The sequence below is a fragment of the uncultured Roseobacter sp. genome, assembly GCF_947496515.1.
In the GTDB taxonomy this organism is placed as follows: domain Bacteria; phylum Pseudomonadota; class Alphaproteobacteria; order Rhodobacterales; family Rhodobacteraceae; genus Roseobacter.
On sequence record NZ_CANMDB010000003.1, the window covers coordinates 21,532 to 40,707 of the forward strand.

The following is a 19,176-nucleotide window of genomic DNA, read 5'->3' on the forward strand; positions in this document are numbered from 1 at the left end:
AAGATTTGGCGGATCAGACACTTAGATCCAAGGTATATGTTAGGTAGATTATGACACTCCGGCTTTCTTCGCACGACAGAAATTTGATCAACAGTTCAGAACCGATTGATGTTCAGCTGGACGAGCTCGTTCCAAGCAACCTGTACCGGTCTTTCTTCAAGCGGCTATTTGAAACGGTCCTTTGCATCCTGGCAGCGCCCGTCGTGCTGCTGCTCGTTCCCGTCATGGCGGTTCTGGTCGCGCTGGACGGCCGCAACCCGTTCTACTCACAACTCCGTGTCGGTCGAAATGGTCAGGTCTTTCGCATGTGGAAGCTGCGGACAATGGTCCATGGCGCTGATGACCTGCTGGAGGCCTACCTGGCCGCCAACCCCGCCGCACGTGCGGAATGGAACCAGACGCAAAAACTGCGCAACGATCCGCGGATCACGCCTATCGGTCGTTTCCTCAGAAAGACTTCCCTAGATGAGCTGCCGCAGCTATGGAACGTGGTCGCGGGCCATATGGCGCTGGTCGGACCCCGCCCAATGATGGTCTCTCAACGTGACAGCTACACCGGCAGAGCCTACTACAACCTGCGCCCCGGGCTCACGGGTCTATGGCAGGTCTCGGATCGCAACAATTGCGAATTCAGCGGTCGGGTTCACTATGATGATCTCTACGAACGTCAGCTGTCGCTGAATACCGACCTTCGGGTCATTTTCAGAACGATCGGTGTCGTGCTACGCGGCACGGGATGCTGACCTGGCGATGAAGGTAAAGTGAACAGACGGTTCCGCCTAAAGACTTAACATCTGTCACTTTGCTCTGGTACCATCCATGTCGTTGCAATTCTGTTGCCCGATGGTCATTTGATATCTCAGTATCTCCTGCGTAAGGAGTAAGTTAAGCTGCTTATGTCAGCTTACTGTTGTATTTGAATAATGAGTTCGAACGAAAGGACTACAGCGTGGGTACTGTTATGTCAGCGCGATCACTGGCCCTGCTTATGGCGGCTTTTTTGGCTCTGGCTGGCTGCAAATCAGCGGAAGAGCGGGCAAACGAGCATTTCGAGAACGGTCAGGCCCTTCTGGAAAGCGGTGACGTTGATCGGGCGATCCTGGAGTTTCGGAACGTCTTTCAGCTGGATGCGACCCATCTCGAAGCGCGCCGGGCTTTGGGTGAAGTCTATCTGGAGCAGAAAAACGACAAGCAGCGTGCTTACCGTCAGTTCCTGCGCATCATCGAACAGTACCCCGATGACGTCGATACCCGGATTATCCTGACGGAAATCGCTCTGGGCAGCGGTAACCTGGAGGAAGTGGAGCGGCACGGCTCCCACATTGAAACCGTTGCGCCAGAGGACCCGCGGGTGCAGGCCATCGCATTGGTGCGGGCTTACGGCGCTGCCGCACGCGAGCAGGATGAACCGGCCAGACGCGAGGTGATGCGTCAGGCAACGGCCATGCTGGAGGACCAGCCTGACAGCATGTTCCTGAAAGCACTGATTGTTGATGCTGCCTTGCGTGATGGTGATTTTGATGTCGCGCTGAGCAATCTGGACTGGATGCTGGAACGCGATCCGGACAATCAACGCATGCTGATGCAGCGTCTCGATGTCCTGGGCCAGATGAACGACGACGCGGCGATCGAAGCGCAGCTTCAGGATATGATCGTACGCTTCCCGGACAATGAGACATACACTGCAACGCTGATCCGGTTTTATCTGTCTCGCAACAGCCTCGACAAGGCCGAAGCCTTCTTGCGGGACCGTGCCGACAACTCAGAAGACACCGGTCCGCGGATGGATCTGATCCGCTTTCTGGTGGAGCTGCGCGGTGCGGAGGCTGCCCGGGAGGAACTGCAAGCGGCGGCATCGGAGGCCGATGACCCTGTACCGTTCCAACTTATTCTGGCGGGTCTCGATTTTGAGGTCGGCGATCAGCAGCAAGCCATCGCGTCTCTTGAGGAACTCGTACGCGATGCCGAAAACAACGAAGATGTTCTTAACGCCAAAATCGCTCTGGCGCGGATGCAACTTGCCACCGGCAACGAGGTGGGCGCACGCGCGCGGGTGACGGAGGTTCTCGCAGCTGATGAAGGGCACGCAGAAGCCCTGAAAATGCAGGCGGCCTGGCAGATTGAAGCCGACGAGGCCGATAATGCAATCGCCGGATTGCGGCTTGCCCTTGATCGGGTGCCGAACGATGCGCAGGCCATGACCCTCATGGCACAGGCTTATCAGCGGTCCGGTCGTCCGGAACTGGCGCAAGACTTCATGGCGTTGGCGGTGGAGGCGTCCGGCAATGCGCCCGCGGAGACAATACGCTATGCCCAGCTTCTGATCAGTGAGGAGCGCTATTTGTCGGCCGAAGACATCTTGTTGTCGGCCTTGCGGATTGCGCCCCAGGACCTTGATCTATTGCTGCTGACGGGTGAGCTTTATATGCGGATGGACGATCTGGGCCGTGTTGAACAGGTGGTTCAGACATTGCGCAGGCTCGACAACCCGCGTGCTCTCCCAGCGGCAAACCGGCTTGAAGCTGAACGGATCAACCGGCAAAGCGGCGCTGAAGAAGCGATGTCCTATCTGGAGGAGCTGGCCGATTCTGCCGATGCCTCTCTCGGCGCGCAGCTTGCTGTTGTGCAGGCCAGGTTGACCACGGGCAATGTTGACGGCGCACTGGAGCTTATTCGGACGCTCCGGGAGGAAATGCCGGACGAGCCCGTCGTTATCGGCGTGCAGGCCAGTGTCGAGGCGATCGGTGGCAATCTGGACGAGGCTGAAACGCTCTATCGTCAGTTGGTGCAGAATGACCCGCAGATCAGCAGTGATGTCTGGCTTGAACTGGCAAGGTTGAAAGTGCGCCAGGAAAACCCGGATGCGTCCCGCGACATTGTTGATGAAGCGCTGACCCATATGCCAGAGGATCCCAAGCTGCTTTGGGCCAAGGCGTCGCATCTCGAACAGGATGGTCAGATCGACGAAGCGATCACGATCTACGAAGGGCTCTACGCCCGCAGTTCGAGCTCCGCGATTGTCGCCAATAACCTCGCCAGTCTGTTGGCCACCCACAAGCAGGACGCTGAAAGCCTGGAGCGGGCATGGGTCGTGGCACGCCGTTTCCGCGACGTTGAGGTACCTGCGCTGCAGGATACCTATGGCTGGATCCTGCATCGTCGTGGCAACAGCGAAGAGGCGCTGCCCTACCTGGAAGACGCGGCAGAAGGCCTCGCGGGGGATCCGGTCGTCCAGTACCATCTGGGCGAGGTCTATCTGGCGCTGGGTCGCAGTGATGAGGCCTTGAAGCAATTCCAGGCAGCGGTGAGCATTGCGGGACCCGCAGATCAACGCGACCAGATCGCGCGCGCAAAAGAGCAAATCCAGAATTTGCAGGCGCAGCAGGAAAACTAGACGATGCGGGAAGATGGAATGCCCCGGATCTGGGGCCTCCTATCCCCCCGCAAGGTAAGCTGACATGTATTTGGCCCAATTCATCTGGGTGTTGAGCGAGCGCGGTCGGTCAGGCTTCCGGCAACAAGCGAAATGCTCGTCCGCGCGCGATTGGCCTACCAGACTTCAGCCCAACACCCGATTTCTCCGCTTATCGGATACCTGTCCGCGTGGGTCACGGCATGATCACGGGGCCAGCAAATGACCCATGCAACTGATATAGAGGCCGCCCAGATCGCCGATGTGTTCGAGGCGGGCCTGACCGCAATTGAAGCCGCAAATTCGGTGGAATTCTTGCGTGCCGTCTTTAGCGCCTATGACACAAACACGCTCTTTGCCATCACCCGGGCAGATGTGGACCCATCCGTTTACGGGGCCGACGTCACGGCCCTGACACATGCCAGCGAAACCCGTGGTTGGGCCCGGTTTAAACACCACGTTGCGCAAACCGACACCCCGGCGCAGATCGTCTTTACATCGGGCACCGAAGGCCAACCCAAGGCAATCGTGCTGACCCATCGCAACCTTGGTGATGTGGTCGAGCGGCTGAACACGGTCATGCAGGTCACCGATGAAATCCGGGAGTATGTGGGCGTACCGGTCACCTACTCCTTCGGGCTTGGGCGCGCGCGGGCGGTCAGCGCGGCAGGTGGGGCGTTCTTCCTCCCGGAACGGTTCGATCCCGTCGAAATCCGCCGCCTTTTGGAGGCGGGCGATATCAACGCGATCTCTGCTGTGCCCAGCCTCTGGCGTCTGGTGCTGACCGCACCGGATGTGATCGGTGACGCGGGCAAAGCTGTCCGTTGGATCGAGATCGGCAGCCAGTACATGACGGCCGCGGAAAAACGGCAGATGCAGACGCTCTTTCCCAATGCGAGGATCGTGCAGCACTACGGCATGACCGAAGCCTCGCGGACGACGTTCCTGGTCATTTCGGACGAAGAGGATATGGCGCGGCTGGAATCGGTCGGTACGGCGGGGGAGCTTGTGCGCATCCACGAAAGCGGGGCCATCGAAATTCGGGGCGATCATGTGGCCCCTGGTCGGATCACGCCCGGCGGGACCTTCACGGCGCTGACAAATGCGGATGGGTGGTTGTTAAGCTCTGATCGCGGGGAAATCCGTGACGGTATGCTCTATTTCCTCGGCAGGCTTGACGATCAGATGAACCTGGGCGGCATCAAGGTCGGTGCGGAGGCGATAGAGGCGCGGGTCGCCGCATTGGTGCCCGACGCGCGCGGTCACTTCGCCCTGACGCCGGTGGCCGATCCGATCCGGGGGGAAGTGCCCCTGCTCGCGGCAGAACCGCCAGCGAGCGACATGATGGACCTCGTTGCCGCGGCCACCCTGCAGGCGCTCCGCGAAAAAGGCGTGAGCGCGGGCGGCAGTCTGAAACGGCTGGAGCTCCCAACGCTGCCCCGAACGGCCACAGGCAAGATCCGCCGGGCGGCATTGCGCGACGCGATCGACGGAAGCGATGTGCCTGAGACCGCCAGCGGTGACGCCGCATCGATCACAAGCGCCCTGTCAGACGAAGAAGCGGAAATCGCCCGCCTGTGGAGCCGCGTTCTGGGCCAGGTGGATATCGGCCCGGAGAACAGTTTTTACGATAGCGGCGGAGATTCTCTAAGCGGTCTGCAGGTCGGGTTGGTCATGGAAAAGGCCGGCGTCCCGCGACCCGCCATCAACGCAACCTTTGAGGGAGCAACGCTGCGCGACGTCGTGGCCCTGGTGGGTTCAGAGGATACAGGCGCCAAAACGCCCGCGCGCACTGTATTGCCGGCACAGACCCAACTGACCTGGTCGCTGACGCTCACCCGCGCCATGGTTGTTCTGGCAGTCATGTTGTCACATTGGGGACCCGGGCTGCTGAACGTTCTTGGTCTGCCGCAAACCGTCTTTATCTCCTACACACGGCTAGGAACACCGGGCTTTGCACTGGTTTTCGGGCTGGGCATCGGGCTCTATATGTTGCCCGAAATGGGGCGAAACGCCCGCGCGATCTACTACCGGGCGGACCGGGCTGCGCTGCTTGTTGGGACGGGCGCGGTGATGATGGGCATCGTCTATCTCGCCTACGCAGAGATGCGGGGCGCGCTGATGAACTGGCTGACCGTCTCCAATGCGTTCTACAGCGTGCTGCTCTACTACACGATCATGCTCGTGACGGCGCGGCTTTGGCTGCCGGCTTTGGCCCGCCTGCGCAAGCCGGTGACCAGCCTGCTGGTGCTGTCGCTGGCACTTTGGGCATCATGGCAATTCATGCGCGAGGCGATGCCCAACGTCCAATATGTCTCCCCCATCGAGTTGGCGCGACTGATGTTCGGCGCAGGCGGCTATAACGTGTTCAAGCTCGGCACGATGACCGCCGCCGGTGCCGCCGTCGGCTACTGGATCATCAGGCAAGATGACCTCGACCTCGTGCGGCGGCGGATGCTCCTGATTGGCGGGCTGGGAGCCGTTTTTTGTGGTGCAGCGCTCCTGCAAGCCCACGGGACCGTCCTGCTGACCCAATCCACACGCATGCACACGTCACTGATGGGGCTAGGATACTACGGCAGTCTGTGTTTGCTGATGCTGGGGGCCTTCATGACCGTCATCCCGGTGTGGTCCCGCGCTCGCGGCATGTTGCGAAAACTGCTTCGGCTGGCCCTGACGTTCGGCGGATTGGCCTTGCCGATCTACGTGCTGCATCAATTCGTGATCCCGGTCTACAAGGTGCTGGAGATCCAGGGCCTACCGTATCCGCTGTCGCTCGCACTGCCGATGGGCTTTTTCCTTGCGATCATGTTCTATCTGGGCCGCCGGGTGTACCGAATGTATGGCTCCTGACCCGGGCGGACACTTTTGAATTCGCCGCCGTTCAGAGCTGTTTCCAACTGCTCAGATCAAGGCCCAACATCTCCTCGGTCTTGTTTATACTCTCCAGAAAATGGCGGTTCAGAAGTTCGTGCCGCGTGGCTTTGTCCACAGGCTCGCGGGCAACCTCTCTGGACAGCAGCTTGTTCAACCGGCGGATGGTGCGATCCGACAGCATCCCCTGAACCGCGCGCCGCAGCGCGGGTGTTCCCGACACCAGAGCGTGCAGCCCCGGAAGCCGAAGAGACCGCGTCGTCTTGGTACTGGTACTGGCCAGCTGAACGTCGGTATTGATGGTGACTGGCGACAAACCCAGCCAGTCGAGCACACGGTTCACCTCTGCCTGAGGCGCCGCGCGAAAGGTCTCGAACTGCACAAAAAGGAATTGATCCATCGAGAAATGTTCGAGGTACCGGGCCATCTGCATGTCATACTGCCCTGTAGCGACATAGGTTTCGTCCTCCGCAGCCGCTGTCAGCAGATCGCGATGTTCACCGTAGCGTTCCGAATTCCAGTAGTATTGGCTGATCAACCGATCGACCGGATTGCGGATTGTGTAGATGAACCGCGGCGTGTCACGACCGACATGCTCCAGAATACGCTCCGGCACACCCTTGTGGCGCGGATAGCGGCAATAGTTGATCGATCCATCCAAGAGATACCTGTCACCGCCGGTTGAGGGCCCAAGGGCCTCCAGTTTTTTCGGGATATCGACCCCTTCCATAAAGAGGTTGCACTCCTTTTCCCGGAAAGTCCCGATATCAGGGTGCTTTGACAGGTGATGGTAAAGAGAGGTTGAGCCGCCCTTTTGGGTTCCGATGATGAACAGGTTGGGAATTTGGCTCATGGATCGCTCCGAAACAAATGGGGCTCGTTGGTTTCACCCGCGGGTTCTGGTGTCATACGGACCTCTGGGCCGGTCTGTGTGATGCAGCATCGCAGGGTCTCGCTTTACGCTACTTCAAATGATGGATTTTTCTGTTGTCCATACGTTTCTTGGCGGCCCGTCCCAACCCCGGCAAACCGGTGCGGCTGGCAATCCTGACCAAAACCGGGTCCACCAGACCATGCCGCTCGATACGCCAGGCCCATTGCGCCCGCTTGTTTTGCAGCCACAGCCCCAGCCGGTCCAGAAGTCCGGGATGCACCAGTGGATGACCGGACGGCGGATACCCCGATTGCTGCAGCATCGGCCCGATCTTGCCCTCGACCAGCCCGACCTCGCGGGGAGTTTGCTTCTGCTTCCACTGCAGGATCAGTCGCGGGTCCGGTTTGGAATAGGTACTATCCGCGTCATAGGCCAGCATATCGGGGTGAAAGCTCAACCCGGCAAACTGACAGATCCCACTCAGGGTCTCTTCGGATTTCTGGATCAAATCCTCGTAGAACACGACAAGCCTTTGAGGCTCCGGCAAGCGATCCAGTGACCGCTGCCAGTCCTTTTGCGTGCCGATCCAGTGATCCACGCCGTAGTATACATTCCCGGCCCAGCCCATCCCAATGGAGGAGCGCGCCACATCCCGGGGATCGCGCATCAGGTGCAACACGCGCATTCCGGGAAACACCTCAAGCGCGCGATCCAGATGCCGGTGCATGATCACCGCCGCAATACCATCGTCCGGCCCCGCAACGCGGGAGACGAACCCCTCGGGCGTTGGATCCGCCAGCGGTGTCTCCGGATAGAGCGCCTCATGTGCGCGGTAGATCCGGCTTTCCTCCAGCGCTTGGCGGTCGTATCGGCCCGACGGATCCAGATGATCAACGATGAAATCCATCTCGCCCGGGCAGGACAGACGGGGATGACCATTGAGCATCATGCGCAGCAGCGTGGTGCCCGAGCGCAGCGCGCCAAAGACGATGAAACTGCGCGCGGTGATATCCTGTTTGGTCACTGTGCGATCTCCTCAGGCTGGAGCGGTTCGGGGCGCAGGGCCTGACCTGGGCCGTGCAGGAACAATCGAGCTATGCGCGCCGCCTCGATCCCCGCATCGAACTCCGCGCGGACAACATCGCGCCCCGCCGCGCCAAGGGCGGCGCCACCTTCGGGATCAGAGGCAAGATGTTCCAGCGCGCGTCGCAGCCCCGCGACGTCACCGGCGTGAAAGAGGTACCCCGTGCGCCCATCCTCGATCAGTTCCGCCACGCCAGCTACCCGCGGCGCGATGGCCGGCTTGCCCGCGGCCAGCGCCTCCATCAAAACCACCGGCAACCCTTCGGCAAAACTCGGGAGGACGAAGGCGTCGGCCCGGGCGAGCCTGTCCGCAACTTCTTCCTGCGACAAATAGCCGGTGAAATGCGCGGCCGCTCCAAGAGGTGCGGCAAGCTGTTCCAGATGAGCGCGATCCTCACCATCCCCGACGACGGTCAGCCGCAGATCCGGGTGTTTTTCGCGCGCGGCACTCAGTGCGGGCAGCAGCACGCGCAACCCTTTGACCGGCGCCAGGCGACCGACGAAGAGCAGCTCATGCCCCGGATCCGGTGACGCGGCTGCGCTCCGCTCATACATCTCAGGTACGACACCGCAGTGGATGATGCGCAACCGGTCCCAATGCTCAGGATCCGAAAACAGCATGCCCTGCGACCGGGCGAAATGACTGATGCACGCAACAAAGGCAGCACGCGCAATCTTTTCGGACAGATGCCAGTGTTTTGTCTCGTAGAGATCCGCCGGGCCGTGCAGCGTGAAGCTGAAGGGGATCTCGGCAAATGCTGCCGCAAGCATTGCGACACTGGCGCTGGCCTGGGCAAAATGGCTGTGCAGATGGGTGATGCCCCGTTGTTGCAAATGCCGGGCAAGCACAAGGGCTTCAATCAGGTAGAACATCTGATACATCGCCGCCCGCAGCCCGGGCGGGCGGGTGCGCCAGGCCAAGCGAATCGCCTGACCAAGCGGGCGGGGCCGGGACAGCGCGGCGCCGATTGCCTTGAAAAGGGTCAGCCCCTGCCGAGCGGATTTCAGGATATAGAACGTGTTGCGCGCGGCGCGCTGCTCGGTCTCGCCCAGCAGATGTTCAGGCCCTGGATGACGCACTGAAATCGTCTCAACCTCGAGCCCCAGGGCGCGCAACCCCTCGACTTCCCGCAGGATGAATGTATGCGACACTGCCGGGTAAAGGGCCGTCAGATAAGCTATGCGCAACGGAGATGGCATGGGTAAGGGCGGATCCTGGCAGCGTTTTCTAGCTTATGTCGAATGTCACTCAGTGAGTAAAGCGAGCACGCGCATCATGGCAAACACCACCTCCGGTGCGCTTTGATCTATCTTTTCTACCGATGGTTATGCTCCTTAAGCATGATGGGCGAATTTTCGCGGCAGATGCTTTTTTATTGGCCGATCAGCGTAGACTCTGTGATATGTCGTGTCGTAATTAAGATTGTATTAAATATGGCAGCAAGCGCCCCTGCGGGCTATTTAGCTGTGATAGGTTTAGTGAGGGTTCGTATACGATGTCGTTTGCAAGCACTGTTTTTCAAAACCAGGGCGTTCATTTCTTGAAGTGCACGCTTCCTGCGGTCGCACTGCTGACCTGCGTGACCGCGATACCGAAATTTGCCGATGCGGCGAGCGTGGATATCTTCCTGATCGCTGATCAGACGGTGCCGGCTAGCACCACAAGTGTGCCCTTTTCGTTCACCACCAAGTCGGTCTACCAGTTGGGAAGTTTCAACAACCGCGGCAATGCCGGATCGGCAACGAAGGTTGATAACTTCAGCTATGGGGCCAATGCCTCGCTCAGCTTTTCCTCGTTGAATGATCCCAGCAGCGGGCCGTCGAGCGGTGCACCCAATGAGAATTTTCTGACCGATCAGGATGAGGTGGGCGCCGGTACGGCAAGCTACGTCAATTCGCAGATTGCCAGCCTCGATAACTCGGGCATCTCCGGCACGACGGTTGAGGCCGATGAGCAGGTCGATTTCGGGCGGAATTCCTCGATCATCTTCAACCCGGTGTCGGGTGGTTTTACCGACCTCATCCTGTCCGATCTGGGTGGTCTGAACCCCTTCAACCTGAGCCTGTGTGGCGATGCGACCTGTTCCGTAGTAGAAACGATCTTTGCCGGTCTGCAGCGCAGCGCGCGCAACGCGTTGCTGAGCACGGGGCTCTTTGCCGCCGACGACTCAGGCGCTGAAAGCACCCAGGATCAAACCTGGCTGTTCCGCTTTGCGTCGTCGAACAACAGCTTTATCCGCGTCACCGAAGACGACAATCGAAACATCTTTACCGGTGCGCGGCTGCAAGCGGACTTCCTTGGTGCCGGAACGGGAACGTCAACCACACCGACCCCTTCACCGGTGCCTGGCCCTGCGGGTCTGCCCCTCCTAGCCAGCGGCCTGATCCTGCTCGGCTGGCAATTGCGGCGCAAGCAGCGGTAAACGCAACCACAGACACCAGCTTACAGGGGGCGATCTTTCGGGGTCGCCCTCTTTCGTTTGCCAACTGCGTCTCAAGGTTCCACAGCACCGCGCGACGCGCGTCCCGTCGGCGCGTCGGGATGGGGCGTCCCCGGTCGTAGCTCACCCAGAAAGTCGTGAAATGCCAAAAGCTGCGGCTCGGCACTCTGCCAGGCACCCGCCTCGGGCTTTGGCCGGTACAGCGACAGGGTGCCCGGCGGATGGCCATATTCTGTCTGCATCGCGGTCGGCGTGGTGCCCCGATCACAATGCAGGGTGAACTCCGCGCCCTCGGGCCAGCGCGTCGGGCTGAGGTTGGTGACCCGCACGCCTTCCGGCTCAAACCGGAAACCGGCGTCTCCGGTCAGCGCCTCGAAAGCGGTCCTCTTCTTGCCCTTCAGGCGCACCAGGATCACGTGGCGGCCTGCTTCACCCGCGAAATCAGATTGCTGCAGGGGGGTACCAAAGAAGTCCTTCCAGTAGGGCACAAGCATCTCGTCGCCGGGAAACATCTGCCGGGGCAGGGTCTGATCAGTCAAGCGCGCCCAACCCAGCCGCGCCCCGAGATAGCGCGAATCCCAACCCAGCGAAGTGGTATTGAGCGGCCCATCCCCCGTTGGATCCTTCGACAACGCAGGCGCCCAGAGCAGGTTGTTGGTCTGCTTGACCTGCGAAAAACCGGCCTCTTCGTTGATCACTGTTCCCGGCCCGTGATTGGTGTTGCGATCACTGCGCAAGAGAATGAAGCTGTTGTTATAGACGAAAAACGGCATGTCCCGGGTCGTGGTGTTCTTACCGTCCCAGCTGAGTTTCACGAAGCCCTGGAACCCCGGCCCGGTGCCGCGCAGTTTCGGTGTGTCATGTTCCACCATGATGTTGTTGCGCAGAGTAGCGGCCCCGCCACCCAGGTTGATCGCCCGTGCCGTGGCAGGGTTGGAGATCATGTAATTCTGCTCGATCAACAGGTTCATCGGCACCGCACCGCGCTTGGAGGCGCGCACCATCATCCCCTCGATGTGGTTTCGGGCGATGACCACCTGCATGTCCGGGATGTCGTTTCGATTGAGCCGGAACGCCGGGTTGTCAAACACCTTTTGCAAGGCCCAGCCGTGACGGGTGAAGATGTCGTTCGACGCGACATAGAGCCTGCGGGCACTGCAACGGATGAAGCTATGCGCATTGCGCCCGTAAAGCCCGTAGGATGTAACCGCTCGGTTCTCTCCCCCGTTGAGGGCTTCGGGGTGTTGCACCACTCGGCAGCCGGTAATCGCCACATCCACCTCATCCCGCGGGCTGAGCAACAGGAAGTCCTTGAAATCGGTTTTGACGTATTCGTTGAAGAACGTCATGGCCCGGATCCCGCTGGAGCGTTTGGGCGCACGACTGTTCACGGTGACGGCGCAGCCTTCCTCCCGGCAGTTGTGAAGCAAGAGCGCCGCATCTCCCCGGGTGGCAATTACCGCACCCTGGTACGCATCCCGCCACAGCTCGGTCGTGGGGTCCCAGCCGCCGCGCAAGTGGAGGTCCCGAAGCACCAGAGCGTGCCCATCCCATTCCGGGTGCAGCAAAAACAGGCTGGCCTCTGTTCCGGAAAGATCAACAACCGGTCGTGGCCCCTCGCCCCAGGCGCCGATATGGCAATGTGCATCTTGCGATCGGAAGCTAAGCCCCCGTTTGGCGGGAGGCACATGCACCTCGCCACGCCGCAGCAGGATGCGAACGTGCCCATTGCCCGTGAGGGCGTTGTAACGCTTGAACGCGCGCGCGAGATCCGTGACCGCATTGCGCCGGTTGTGGGCGGGCGCTCCGGTAAAATCGCCGCGGGATGACACCACGATGGTGCCATCCGACCCAAAGACCCGCTCGGGATCCGCCACATCCACGATAACCTCCGCCCGGCCCCGACGACCGTCAGGCGCAAAGGCGTCAACCGCCACACGATGTCGACCCGGTGTTGCAAACACCCGTGCCATGAAAGGCCCCATGGCCTGATCCGTTCGGCGGTGGGCCTCGACGAGATGTTCGGGGGCTTGCGCCGGTCCCGCATCCGGCAGCGACCAGACATAGGTAATCTCGTGAAAGGCCGGGCGGTAGGCGGCTGGAAACTCAGCACCGCCGGGCTGCGTCGTGTCAAAGGGTGTCTCAAGTTCCGCTTCGAAAAAGACGCCCATCGGGGCCACGGCCAGCGGCGGAGCGGTGACGCGGATGGAGACCCCCAGCGTGTCCGCGCGCGCCACCCGTGGCATGAGAGGCGAGAGCGCCGCCGCAGAGAACAGTCCCAAAGCTGTGCGGCGGGTGGTCATATCAGGGCGGTCTCCTTGTCAGTCACGGGACATTTCATGCCCAGTTCCAATATCAACATTGCCAGAGGCCCAGACAATCCCCGTGCACTGAGACGTGAAGACCTCCGGCCCCCATACCGTTGCCGTTGGCCCGTCAGTACTCGCCTGCAAGCACCCGTGCGACAGCATCCGAATGAAGGGTCAACACGACCGTTGTGATACCCAGCGCCACGAGAGCGTAGACCCCGTCATGCAGGGGGTTCCAGCCACCGTGCCGGTGCACCAGCATCGCGTTGAGCGGATAGACAACCACGACCGCGATGGCTGGCGCCAAGATGGCGCCCAGTGATCCATAGGCCTGAACGCCGAAGTAAAGACAGGTTGTCTGCACGGCGGCGGTCACGATCAACAGCACCGTAAAGCTTCGGGAATCGCCGCTGCCCAGCAGCAGGCCGCCGTAGGCGGCTGTGATAACAGTCGGCATCCCGGCGAGCGCCACCAGAACCAGAATGGGGCCGGCAAGGTGATAGGCAGGCAGATACAATGTCTGGATCAGCCAATCCCCGGTGATACCCAACGCGAGGCTGATGCTCAGCATGCAGGCGGTCATCACAAACCGCACCCGGGCAATGTTGCGCCGGTTCGCCTCGCTCTCGGACGGCGGCTTTTCCGCGTAGAGCGGGAACAGGATGCGCCGCCCGAAAAGCCGGTTGAACGCCATGGGGATCGACGCCATCAGCCAGCCGATATTGTAGACCGCAAGCTCGGTCAGGCTGACGAATTTACCCAGAATTGCCCGATCGCCCTGATTGATCAGAAAGCCCGCGATGGAACTCACAAAGATATATTTGCCGAAATGGAAGATGTCCCAGAAGACTTCCCAGTTCCAGGCCAGCCGGTTACGCTCCCCCGGTAGGGCCACGTGGGTCAGCGTGACTTTGACAATATTGGCGACAATCCCGCCAAAAACCAGGCCCCAGACCGATTGTAGCCACATCGCCATGCCTGCGTTGATCACAATACCTAGCGCCTGACAGCCCAGACCGATGGCGGTGATCCGGCCCAGCAGGATCTTTTTGTTTGCCGTCGCCTCCTTGGTGGAGCCGAACCCGGAAATCGCCATCGACAGGGTGGCAACCGGCAAAAGCTGGGCGAGCAGCGGCTCCTCGTAGAAACTGGCCGCTGGACCTGCAAGAAACAGCGCGGCCACATAAAGCAACAGGCCGCGCAGGATCTGTACCGTCCAGGCGGTGTTCAGGTAGACAGGATCATGGCCGCGCTTGCTTTGAATGATGGATGTTTTGACGCCCATGTCAGAGAACATTTCCAACGCACCGACAAAAACGGTGATCAGCGCCATCATCCCGAAGGCTTCGGGAAACAGGATCCGCGTCAGTATCAGATTTGAAATCAGCCGCAGGACCTTGCTGCCACCGAACCCGACGAGCGTCATCATGGTGCCGCGCACCACGCGGGCCTTTGTGCCTTCGCCACGCATCAATGCACTGGGAGAAAACTGAACCATCGGGGAGAATTGCTCGCTGCGATCTGGTTTGCTACGAACTTCTGTTAAAGCTCTGTTGAATGCCTAAGCTGTAGTACAAGACGTCACGCAAGCCCAGAGGAATGATAGACGTTGCTCAAGACCTCTCATCGCACTGAAGTGTTAAGAATTACCCCAGATGATCCACCTAAAGTCTCGGAAAAAGAGGATCTTGTGGATCGGCTTTTGGCGGCACGTGAAAGCATGACACAAGCGGCCAAGGCGTCGGCTTTCGGACAGGGCACGTGGTAAAGCGATGACAAAGGCGATCAGCGAACACCCAATCGATCTGTGCGATATCCGTTTTACCGCGGGGATCAGCATCATCATTCCGACCTACCAAGAAGCGGCGAACATCCCGTACATCCTCAAGCGCATCGATACGCTCCGCCAGGCGCGGGACCTGACGCTGGAGGTTCTCTTCATGGATGACGACAGCCGCGATGGCAGTGTCGAGGCAGTGGCAGCCGCCGGTTTTGACTGGGCCCGCATCATCGTGCGCAAGGCGGATCGTGGCCTGAGCCCCGCGGTAATCGAAGGGTTTGAAGCGGCGCGCTACCCGGTCCTGATCTGCATGGACTGCGACCTGAGTCATCCGCCTGAAGCCATTCCGAACCTCGTGCTGGGCCTGCATTCTAGCCAGCAATTCGTGATCGGCTCTCGCTATGTGCCCGGCGGGTCGACAGATGACGACTGGGGCTTCTTTCGCTGGTTCAACAGCTTTGTTGCGACCGTCCTGGCGCGGCCCCTAACAGCCGTGCGAGATCCGATGTCGGGCTTTTTTGCCATGCGCAAATCCGATTTTGACGCGGCGCGCGACCTCAATCCCGTGGGCTATAAGGTGGCGCTGGAGCTGATCGTGAAATGCAGCTTTGAGAATGTGGGCGAGGTGCCCATTCATTTCACCGACCGACAGCATGGCGAAAGCAAGCTGACCTTGATCGAACAGCTGAAGTACATCCAGCACCTGCGCCGCCTCTACATGCACAAATTTTCCGGCATGATGTATCTTTTACAGTTCCTGTTTGTCGGCGCCTCCGGTGTGGTGGTGAACCTGGCAGTCCTCAGCCTGTTGGTCTTGGTGGGTCTGCCGGAATGGTTCTGTCTCGCGGCGGGGATCGGCGTGAGCCTGTGCACCAACTTCCTGCTGAACCGTCGGTTCACCTTTTCCTATGCGCGCCGCGAACCTGTTCTGCGGCAGTTTCTGGGTTTTGTAAGCGCATCGCTTCTGGGGCTGGTGGTCAACTATGCCGTGGCGCTCAGCCTGCGCATGAACGTGCTTGAGGACGGACCCTTTGCCTTGCAGCTGGCAGCGTTGGCGGGCATTGCCGCAGGGATGGGGTTCAACTTCCTTGGCGCACGGTACCTCGTATTCCGCAAACGTTTCGTGCGTAGATGAGCGGGGCCCGCCTCACTGCCGCGCTGCTTTTCATCCTGCTGATGGCGGTTCCTCTGCCGTTTTTGCCAGAGTTTGGCGGCGCGAATTCCTCTACTCGGCTGATGCTGACAGGTGCATTGATAGACGACGGCACCACGCGCATCGACCGGCATGCCGACATGACGGTGGACAAGGCGCAGGCGGGCGCGCATTTCTACTCGGACAAGGCGCCGGGGATGGCACTGCTGGCGATACCGGCCTACACCACCGGCCGCGCGCTGGCACCTGCGGCGGCTGACGCGCTGTTCCGCCTGACCCAGCCGCTCGATACCCTGCCTGCTGCCACGATGGTGATCTGGCGGGCCATCGCGTGGACAACGGGTGGTTTGCTGATGGCGCTCGCTGGCGCGGCTCTCTTCCGGATGGGTCTACGCCTTGGGGCTTCACCTCGGGCCGCATTGATGGCCAGCCTGTCGGTCTGTCTTGCAACCCCCGTGCTCGGCTGGTCAGTTCAGTTTTTCGGGCATGTGGGGGCAGGCGGCGCGCTGGCGATTGCCTTCGCGCTTTCCACCGGGTTGGGTCGGGATGGTACCTGGCTCTCTCCGGGATGGCGCGCGGCACTGGCCGGAGCAGCACTCAGCCTTGCGGTCAGCATCGAATATACCGCAGCGCCCCCCGCATTCATGGTGGCGCTCTACGCGCTCTGGCGGCTCACTTATCTGGAGCGTGACGTGGCGCTGCGCCTTCTGGCGTTGGCGCTGCTGGCTGCCTTGGGGGCCGCCGCACCGATGCTGATCTATCACTGGATCAGCTTTGGCAGCCCGTTTCGGGTCGGCTATTCCAGCGTCGTCGGCTTTGAGGGTATGCAGGAAGGGTTCCTCGGGCTGACCGCGCCGGATCCGGTCGTCCTGTGGCACATCATCTTTGGCTTTCGACGCGGGATCCTCTGGCTCTCACCGCTTTTGGTACTGGTCCCCTGGGGGATCTGGATTGGCCTGCGTGCACCTGCCAAAGGGGGGCCCGGGCAGCGGGTCGAGATGTCTCTCTGCATCGCCATGGTGCTCTATTACTTCCTGCTGAACGCCTCCTATTTCTACTGGGGCGGGGGCGCATCTGTCGGGCCGCGCCACACAATGCCAGCCGTCTTTTTCATGGCACTGCCGCTGCTGTGGCTGTGGAACAGCCTTCAGGGACGCGCGCGGCAGCTCTTGCAGGGGCTCTTTGCGCTCTCCCTTTTCTTCAGCATCGCCTGTGCGGCCATGACAATGGTGGTGCCGGGGAGCATGCGGTTTCCACTCAAGGATCCGATCCTGGAAAACCTGCTGACCGGGCAAAACGCTTTCTTCCGCATGGCAAACTGGGGACTGTCCCCGGCGCTGGTGTTCGGAACCTGGTTGGTCGTCTGCGGCATCCTCGCGGTGCTGCTGGCCCGCCGCACCAGATCCTGATCTCCCCCCGGCAGGGCTCTACTTGTATTCGATCAGGCGGGAGCGTTTCCCGATCAGGCGGCGCCACCAGTAGGTCAGAGCGCCCTGCGCCTCCGCAAGCTTGCCGAATGTCATGGCCAGCGCCATCGACGTATCGCCATACCGCCGCCTGAGCCGCAGAACCTGCAAGGGCCAGATCAGCAGCAAGAAAACACCCAACGGTAACCAGATGAGTAGCGCCAAAAGCGTCAGACCGGGGAGGACCACGCCCCAAAGCAGGGCGCGCCGCAGCGGTGCGATATTATGCCGTTCCGGTGGCGCGCCGTGCAAGGCAGCTCCTTCGGCATAAGCGTGCCCGGCGCGCCGCGTGCGTTGCCACCACTGGCCGACCCGGGTGATCGCCGCGTCATGCAACGTCATCTCGTGATCCAGCCGCCAGACTTTCCAGCCCGCGGCCCGCATCCGCACGCAAAGCTCCGGTTCCTCACCCGCGATGAGACCCGGATTGTACCCCCCCACCTGCGTCAGCGCGGCCACGCGCATCAGTGCGTCGCCGCCGCAGGAGCGCGCCTCGCCGATGGGTGTGTCCCACTCCTGATCAATCAGACGATTGAAGACCGTCGCATCGGGGAACCGTTCCCGGCGGCGCCCACACACCACGGCGACCTCTGGATGCGCGTCCAGAAAACCGGTAGCGGCCGCGATCCAATCCGGGTCAAGTACGCAATCACCATCCATGAACTGCACAAGAGCGGGTGCAGACCCCGTTTCCGTGAGCCGCGCAAGCCCGGCGTTGCGGGCGCGGGCCGCGGTAAAGGGGATCGTGGTATCAAGCGTGATGACCTCAACACCGCGCGTCTGCGCCGCCTCCTGCGAGCCATCGGTAGAGCCGGAATCCACATAGATGATGCGGGAGACCTGCCCCTCAAGCGAAGTCAGACAATCGATCAGGCGCTGGCCTTCGTTGCGGCCGATCACCACCGCCCCGATATCCTGCCCCACGCTCATTTGGGCTCGAAGGTGTAGCACAGATCCAATGCGGGGTTGCCGGGGAAAATCTGCGCCAGCACATCGCGGTCCTCCAGAAACCTTGCCTGCATCTGCCGCTGGACATCCGCCGGGATCTCCGGACGTTGGCTGATCTGGCGGCGGGCGCGGATCTTTTCGCGGACGGATTTAGGCACCAGCGCATAGCGCACCGCCCGCGCCACCGGGTTATCCACCAAAAGCGACTGAAACGGCAGCCGCCGGAATCGCTCGCCGGAGACATTCTGCGCCTCAAGATCGGGTTGCCAGACCGCGGTCATCGGCAGATCGAGAAACCGCGCGACCCGGGTAAATTCCGCCACCGGATCAGCCTTGAAGGCCTCCAGGCAGGTCAGGAGAATGCGCTCCTTACCGTAGGCTTCGACGAAGGGCGCGATCTGCATGCCGTAACAGCCATAGTCGGTAAAGCTCGACTCGCTGCGAAAACTTCCCTCCGCATCACTGCCCGCGCCGCGCAGAGACCATTCGTGGATGTAATGCGAAATCGCCCGCGCCATGGGGTTCCGGATCATGTAGATCAGCTTGGGCTCCGGCAGGACGTCCTGCATCCGGGTCAGCGTGTCGGGATATGTCGGCAGCTTGGTATAATGCGTGGACGCCTCGCCCTTCAACGCACCCGCGGGGGCAGCAGCGAAAAGGCCCCGATACCAGTCGCTTCCCAAGGCAAAGACATCGTCATCGGAGAAGTAATTCGGCTCCTTGGGTGTGGACATGAACACGCCCTCCTGTGCCGCAAGCTGCGCCTGAAGCGTGGTCGTGCCGCATTTCATCGCACCGATCACCAGAAAATCGGGCAGGGAGCGAGGCTCGGTCAT

13 protein-coding genes are annotated in these 19,176 nt (G+C 60.8%); 6 read left to right on the forward strand and 7 right to left on the reverse strand.

What is annotated here, in order from left to right; genetic code table 11:
- Positions 1 to 50: 50 nt before the first annotated feature.
- The 3 genes from Q1A53_RS07275 (at position 51) to Q1A53_RS07285 (ending at position 6,265) form a co-directional block, all read left to right on the forward strand.
- Positions 51 to 743, forward strand: a complete 693-nt coding sequence (locus Q1A53_RS07275; protein ID WP_299964548.1) for a sugar transferase — start codon at positions 51 to 53, stop codon at positions 741 to 743.
- 245 nt (positions 744 to 988) lie between these two features.
- The gene (locus tag Q1A53_RS07280; RefSeq protein WP_299964550.1) at positions 989 to 3,394 is read left to right on the forward strand and encodes a tetratricopeptide repeat protein; all 2,406 of its coding nucleotides are present in this window, start codon (positions 989 to 991) and stop codon (positions 3,392 to 3,394) included.
- A 240-nt stretch (positions 3,395 to 3,634) separates the two neighbouring features.
- A complete protein-coding gene (locus Q1A53_RS07285; RefSeq protein WP_299964552.1) occupies positions 3,635 to 6,265 on the forward strand; it encodes an AMP-binding protein in 2,631 nt (876 codons plus the stop codon).
- A 31-nt stretch (positions 6,266 to 6,296) separates the two neighbouring features.
- Here the strand turns inward: Q1A53_RS07285 and Q1A53_RS07290 are convergent, their stop codons facing one another.
- The 3 genes from Q1A53_RS07290 to Q1A53_RS07300 form a co-directional block, all read right to left on the reverse strand.
- Positions 6,297 to 7,139: a sulfotransferase gene (locus Q1A53_RS07290; RefSeq protein ID WP_299964554.1), complete on the reverse strand. Its 843-nt coding sequence runs from the start codon at positions 7,137 to 7,139 to the stop codon at positions 6,297 to 6,299.
- Positions 7,140 to 7,248: 109 nt separating this feature from the next.
- Complete coding sequence (locus Q1A53_RS07295; RefSeq protein ID WP_299964556.1) at positions 7,249 to 8,184, reverse strand: sulfotransferase; 936 nt, start codon at positions 8,182 to 8,184, stop codon at positions 7,249 to 7,251.
- Positions 8,181 to 9,395 (reverse strand): glycosyltransferase family 4 protein, encoded by a 1,215-nt coding sequence (locus tag Q1A53_RS07300; protein WP_366872471.1) that lies wholly within the window; start codon positions 9,393 to 9,395, stop codon positions 8,181 to 8,183. The genes Q1A53_RS07295 and Q1A53_RS07300 overlap by 4 nt, the downstream gene beginning before the upstream one ends.
- A 389-nt stretch (positions 9,396 to 9,784) precedes the next feature.
- Here Q1A53_RS07300 and Q1A53_RS07305 point away from each other — a divergent pair, with 389 nt between their 5' ends.
- The gene (locus Q1A53_RS07305) at positions 9,785 to 10,666 is read left to right on the forward strand and encodes a hypothetical protein (RefSeq protein WP_299964558.1); all 882 of its coding nucleotides are present in this window, start codon (positions 9,785 to 9,787) and stop codon (positions 10,664 to 10,666) included.
- A gap of 71 nt (positions 10,667 to 10,737) precedes the next feature.
- On the opposite strand, the gene Q1A53_RS07310 is transcribed toward Q1A53_RS07305, so the two are convergent.
- Both Q1A53_RS07310 and Q1A53_RS07315 read right to left on the reverse strand, forming a co-directional pair.
- Positions 10,738 to 12,987, reverse strand: a complete 2,250-nt coding sequence (locus tag Q1A53_RS07310; RefSeq protein WP_299964560.1) for a hypothetical protein — start codon at positions 12,985 to 12,987, stop codon at positions 10,738 to 10,740.
- Positions 12,988 to 13,120: 133 nt separating this feature from the next.
- Positions 13,121 to 14,491, reverse strand: coding sequence for an oligosaccharide flippase family protein (locus tag Q1A53_RS07315; protein WP_299964563.1), 1,371 nt, complete (start codon positions 14,489 to 14,491; stop codon positions 13,121 to 13,123).
- Positions 14,492 to 14,765: 274 nt separating this feature from the next.
- On the opposite strand from Q1A53_RS07315, the gene Q1A53_RS07320 reads away from it, so the two are divergent.
- Both Q1A53_RS07320 and Q1A53_RS07325 read left to right on the forward strand, forming a co-directional pair.
- The gene (locus Q1A53_RS07320; RefSeq protein WP_299964565.1) at positions 14,766 to 15,908 is read left to right on the forward strand and encodes a glycosyltransferase family 2 protein; all 1,143 of its coding nucleotides are present in this window, start codon (positions 14,766 to 14,768) and stop codon (positions 15,906 to 15,908) included.
- Positions 15,905 to 17,335 (forward strand): hypothetical protein, encoded by a 1,431-nt coding sequence (locus tag Q1A53_RS07325; protein ID WP_299964567.1) that lies wholly within the window; start codon positions 15,905 to 15,907, stop codon positions 17,333 to 17,335. Before Q1A53_RS07320 ends, Q1A53_RS07325 begins: the two co-directional genes overlap by 4 nt.
- Before the next feature lie 18 nt (positions 17,336 to 17,353).
- Here Q1A53_RS07325 and Q1A53_RS07330 read toward each other — a convergent pair whose 3' ends face one another.
- Both Q1A53_RS07330 and Q1A53_RS07335 read right to left on the reverse strand, forming a co-directional pair.
- Entirely contained in the window at positions 17,354 to 18,322 is a 969-nt protein-coding gene (locus tag Q1A53_RS07330; protein ID WP_299964569.1) for a glycosyltransferase, read from the reverse strand.
- Positions 18,319 to 19,176, reverse strand: a complete 858-nt coding sequence (locus tag Q1A53_RS07335) for a sulfotransferase (RefSeq protein ID WP_299964572.1) — start codon at positions 19,174 to 19,176, stop codon at positions 18,319 to 18,321. Before Q1A53_RS07335 ends, Q1A53_RS07330 begins: the two co-directional genes overlap by 4 nt.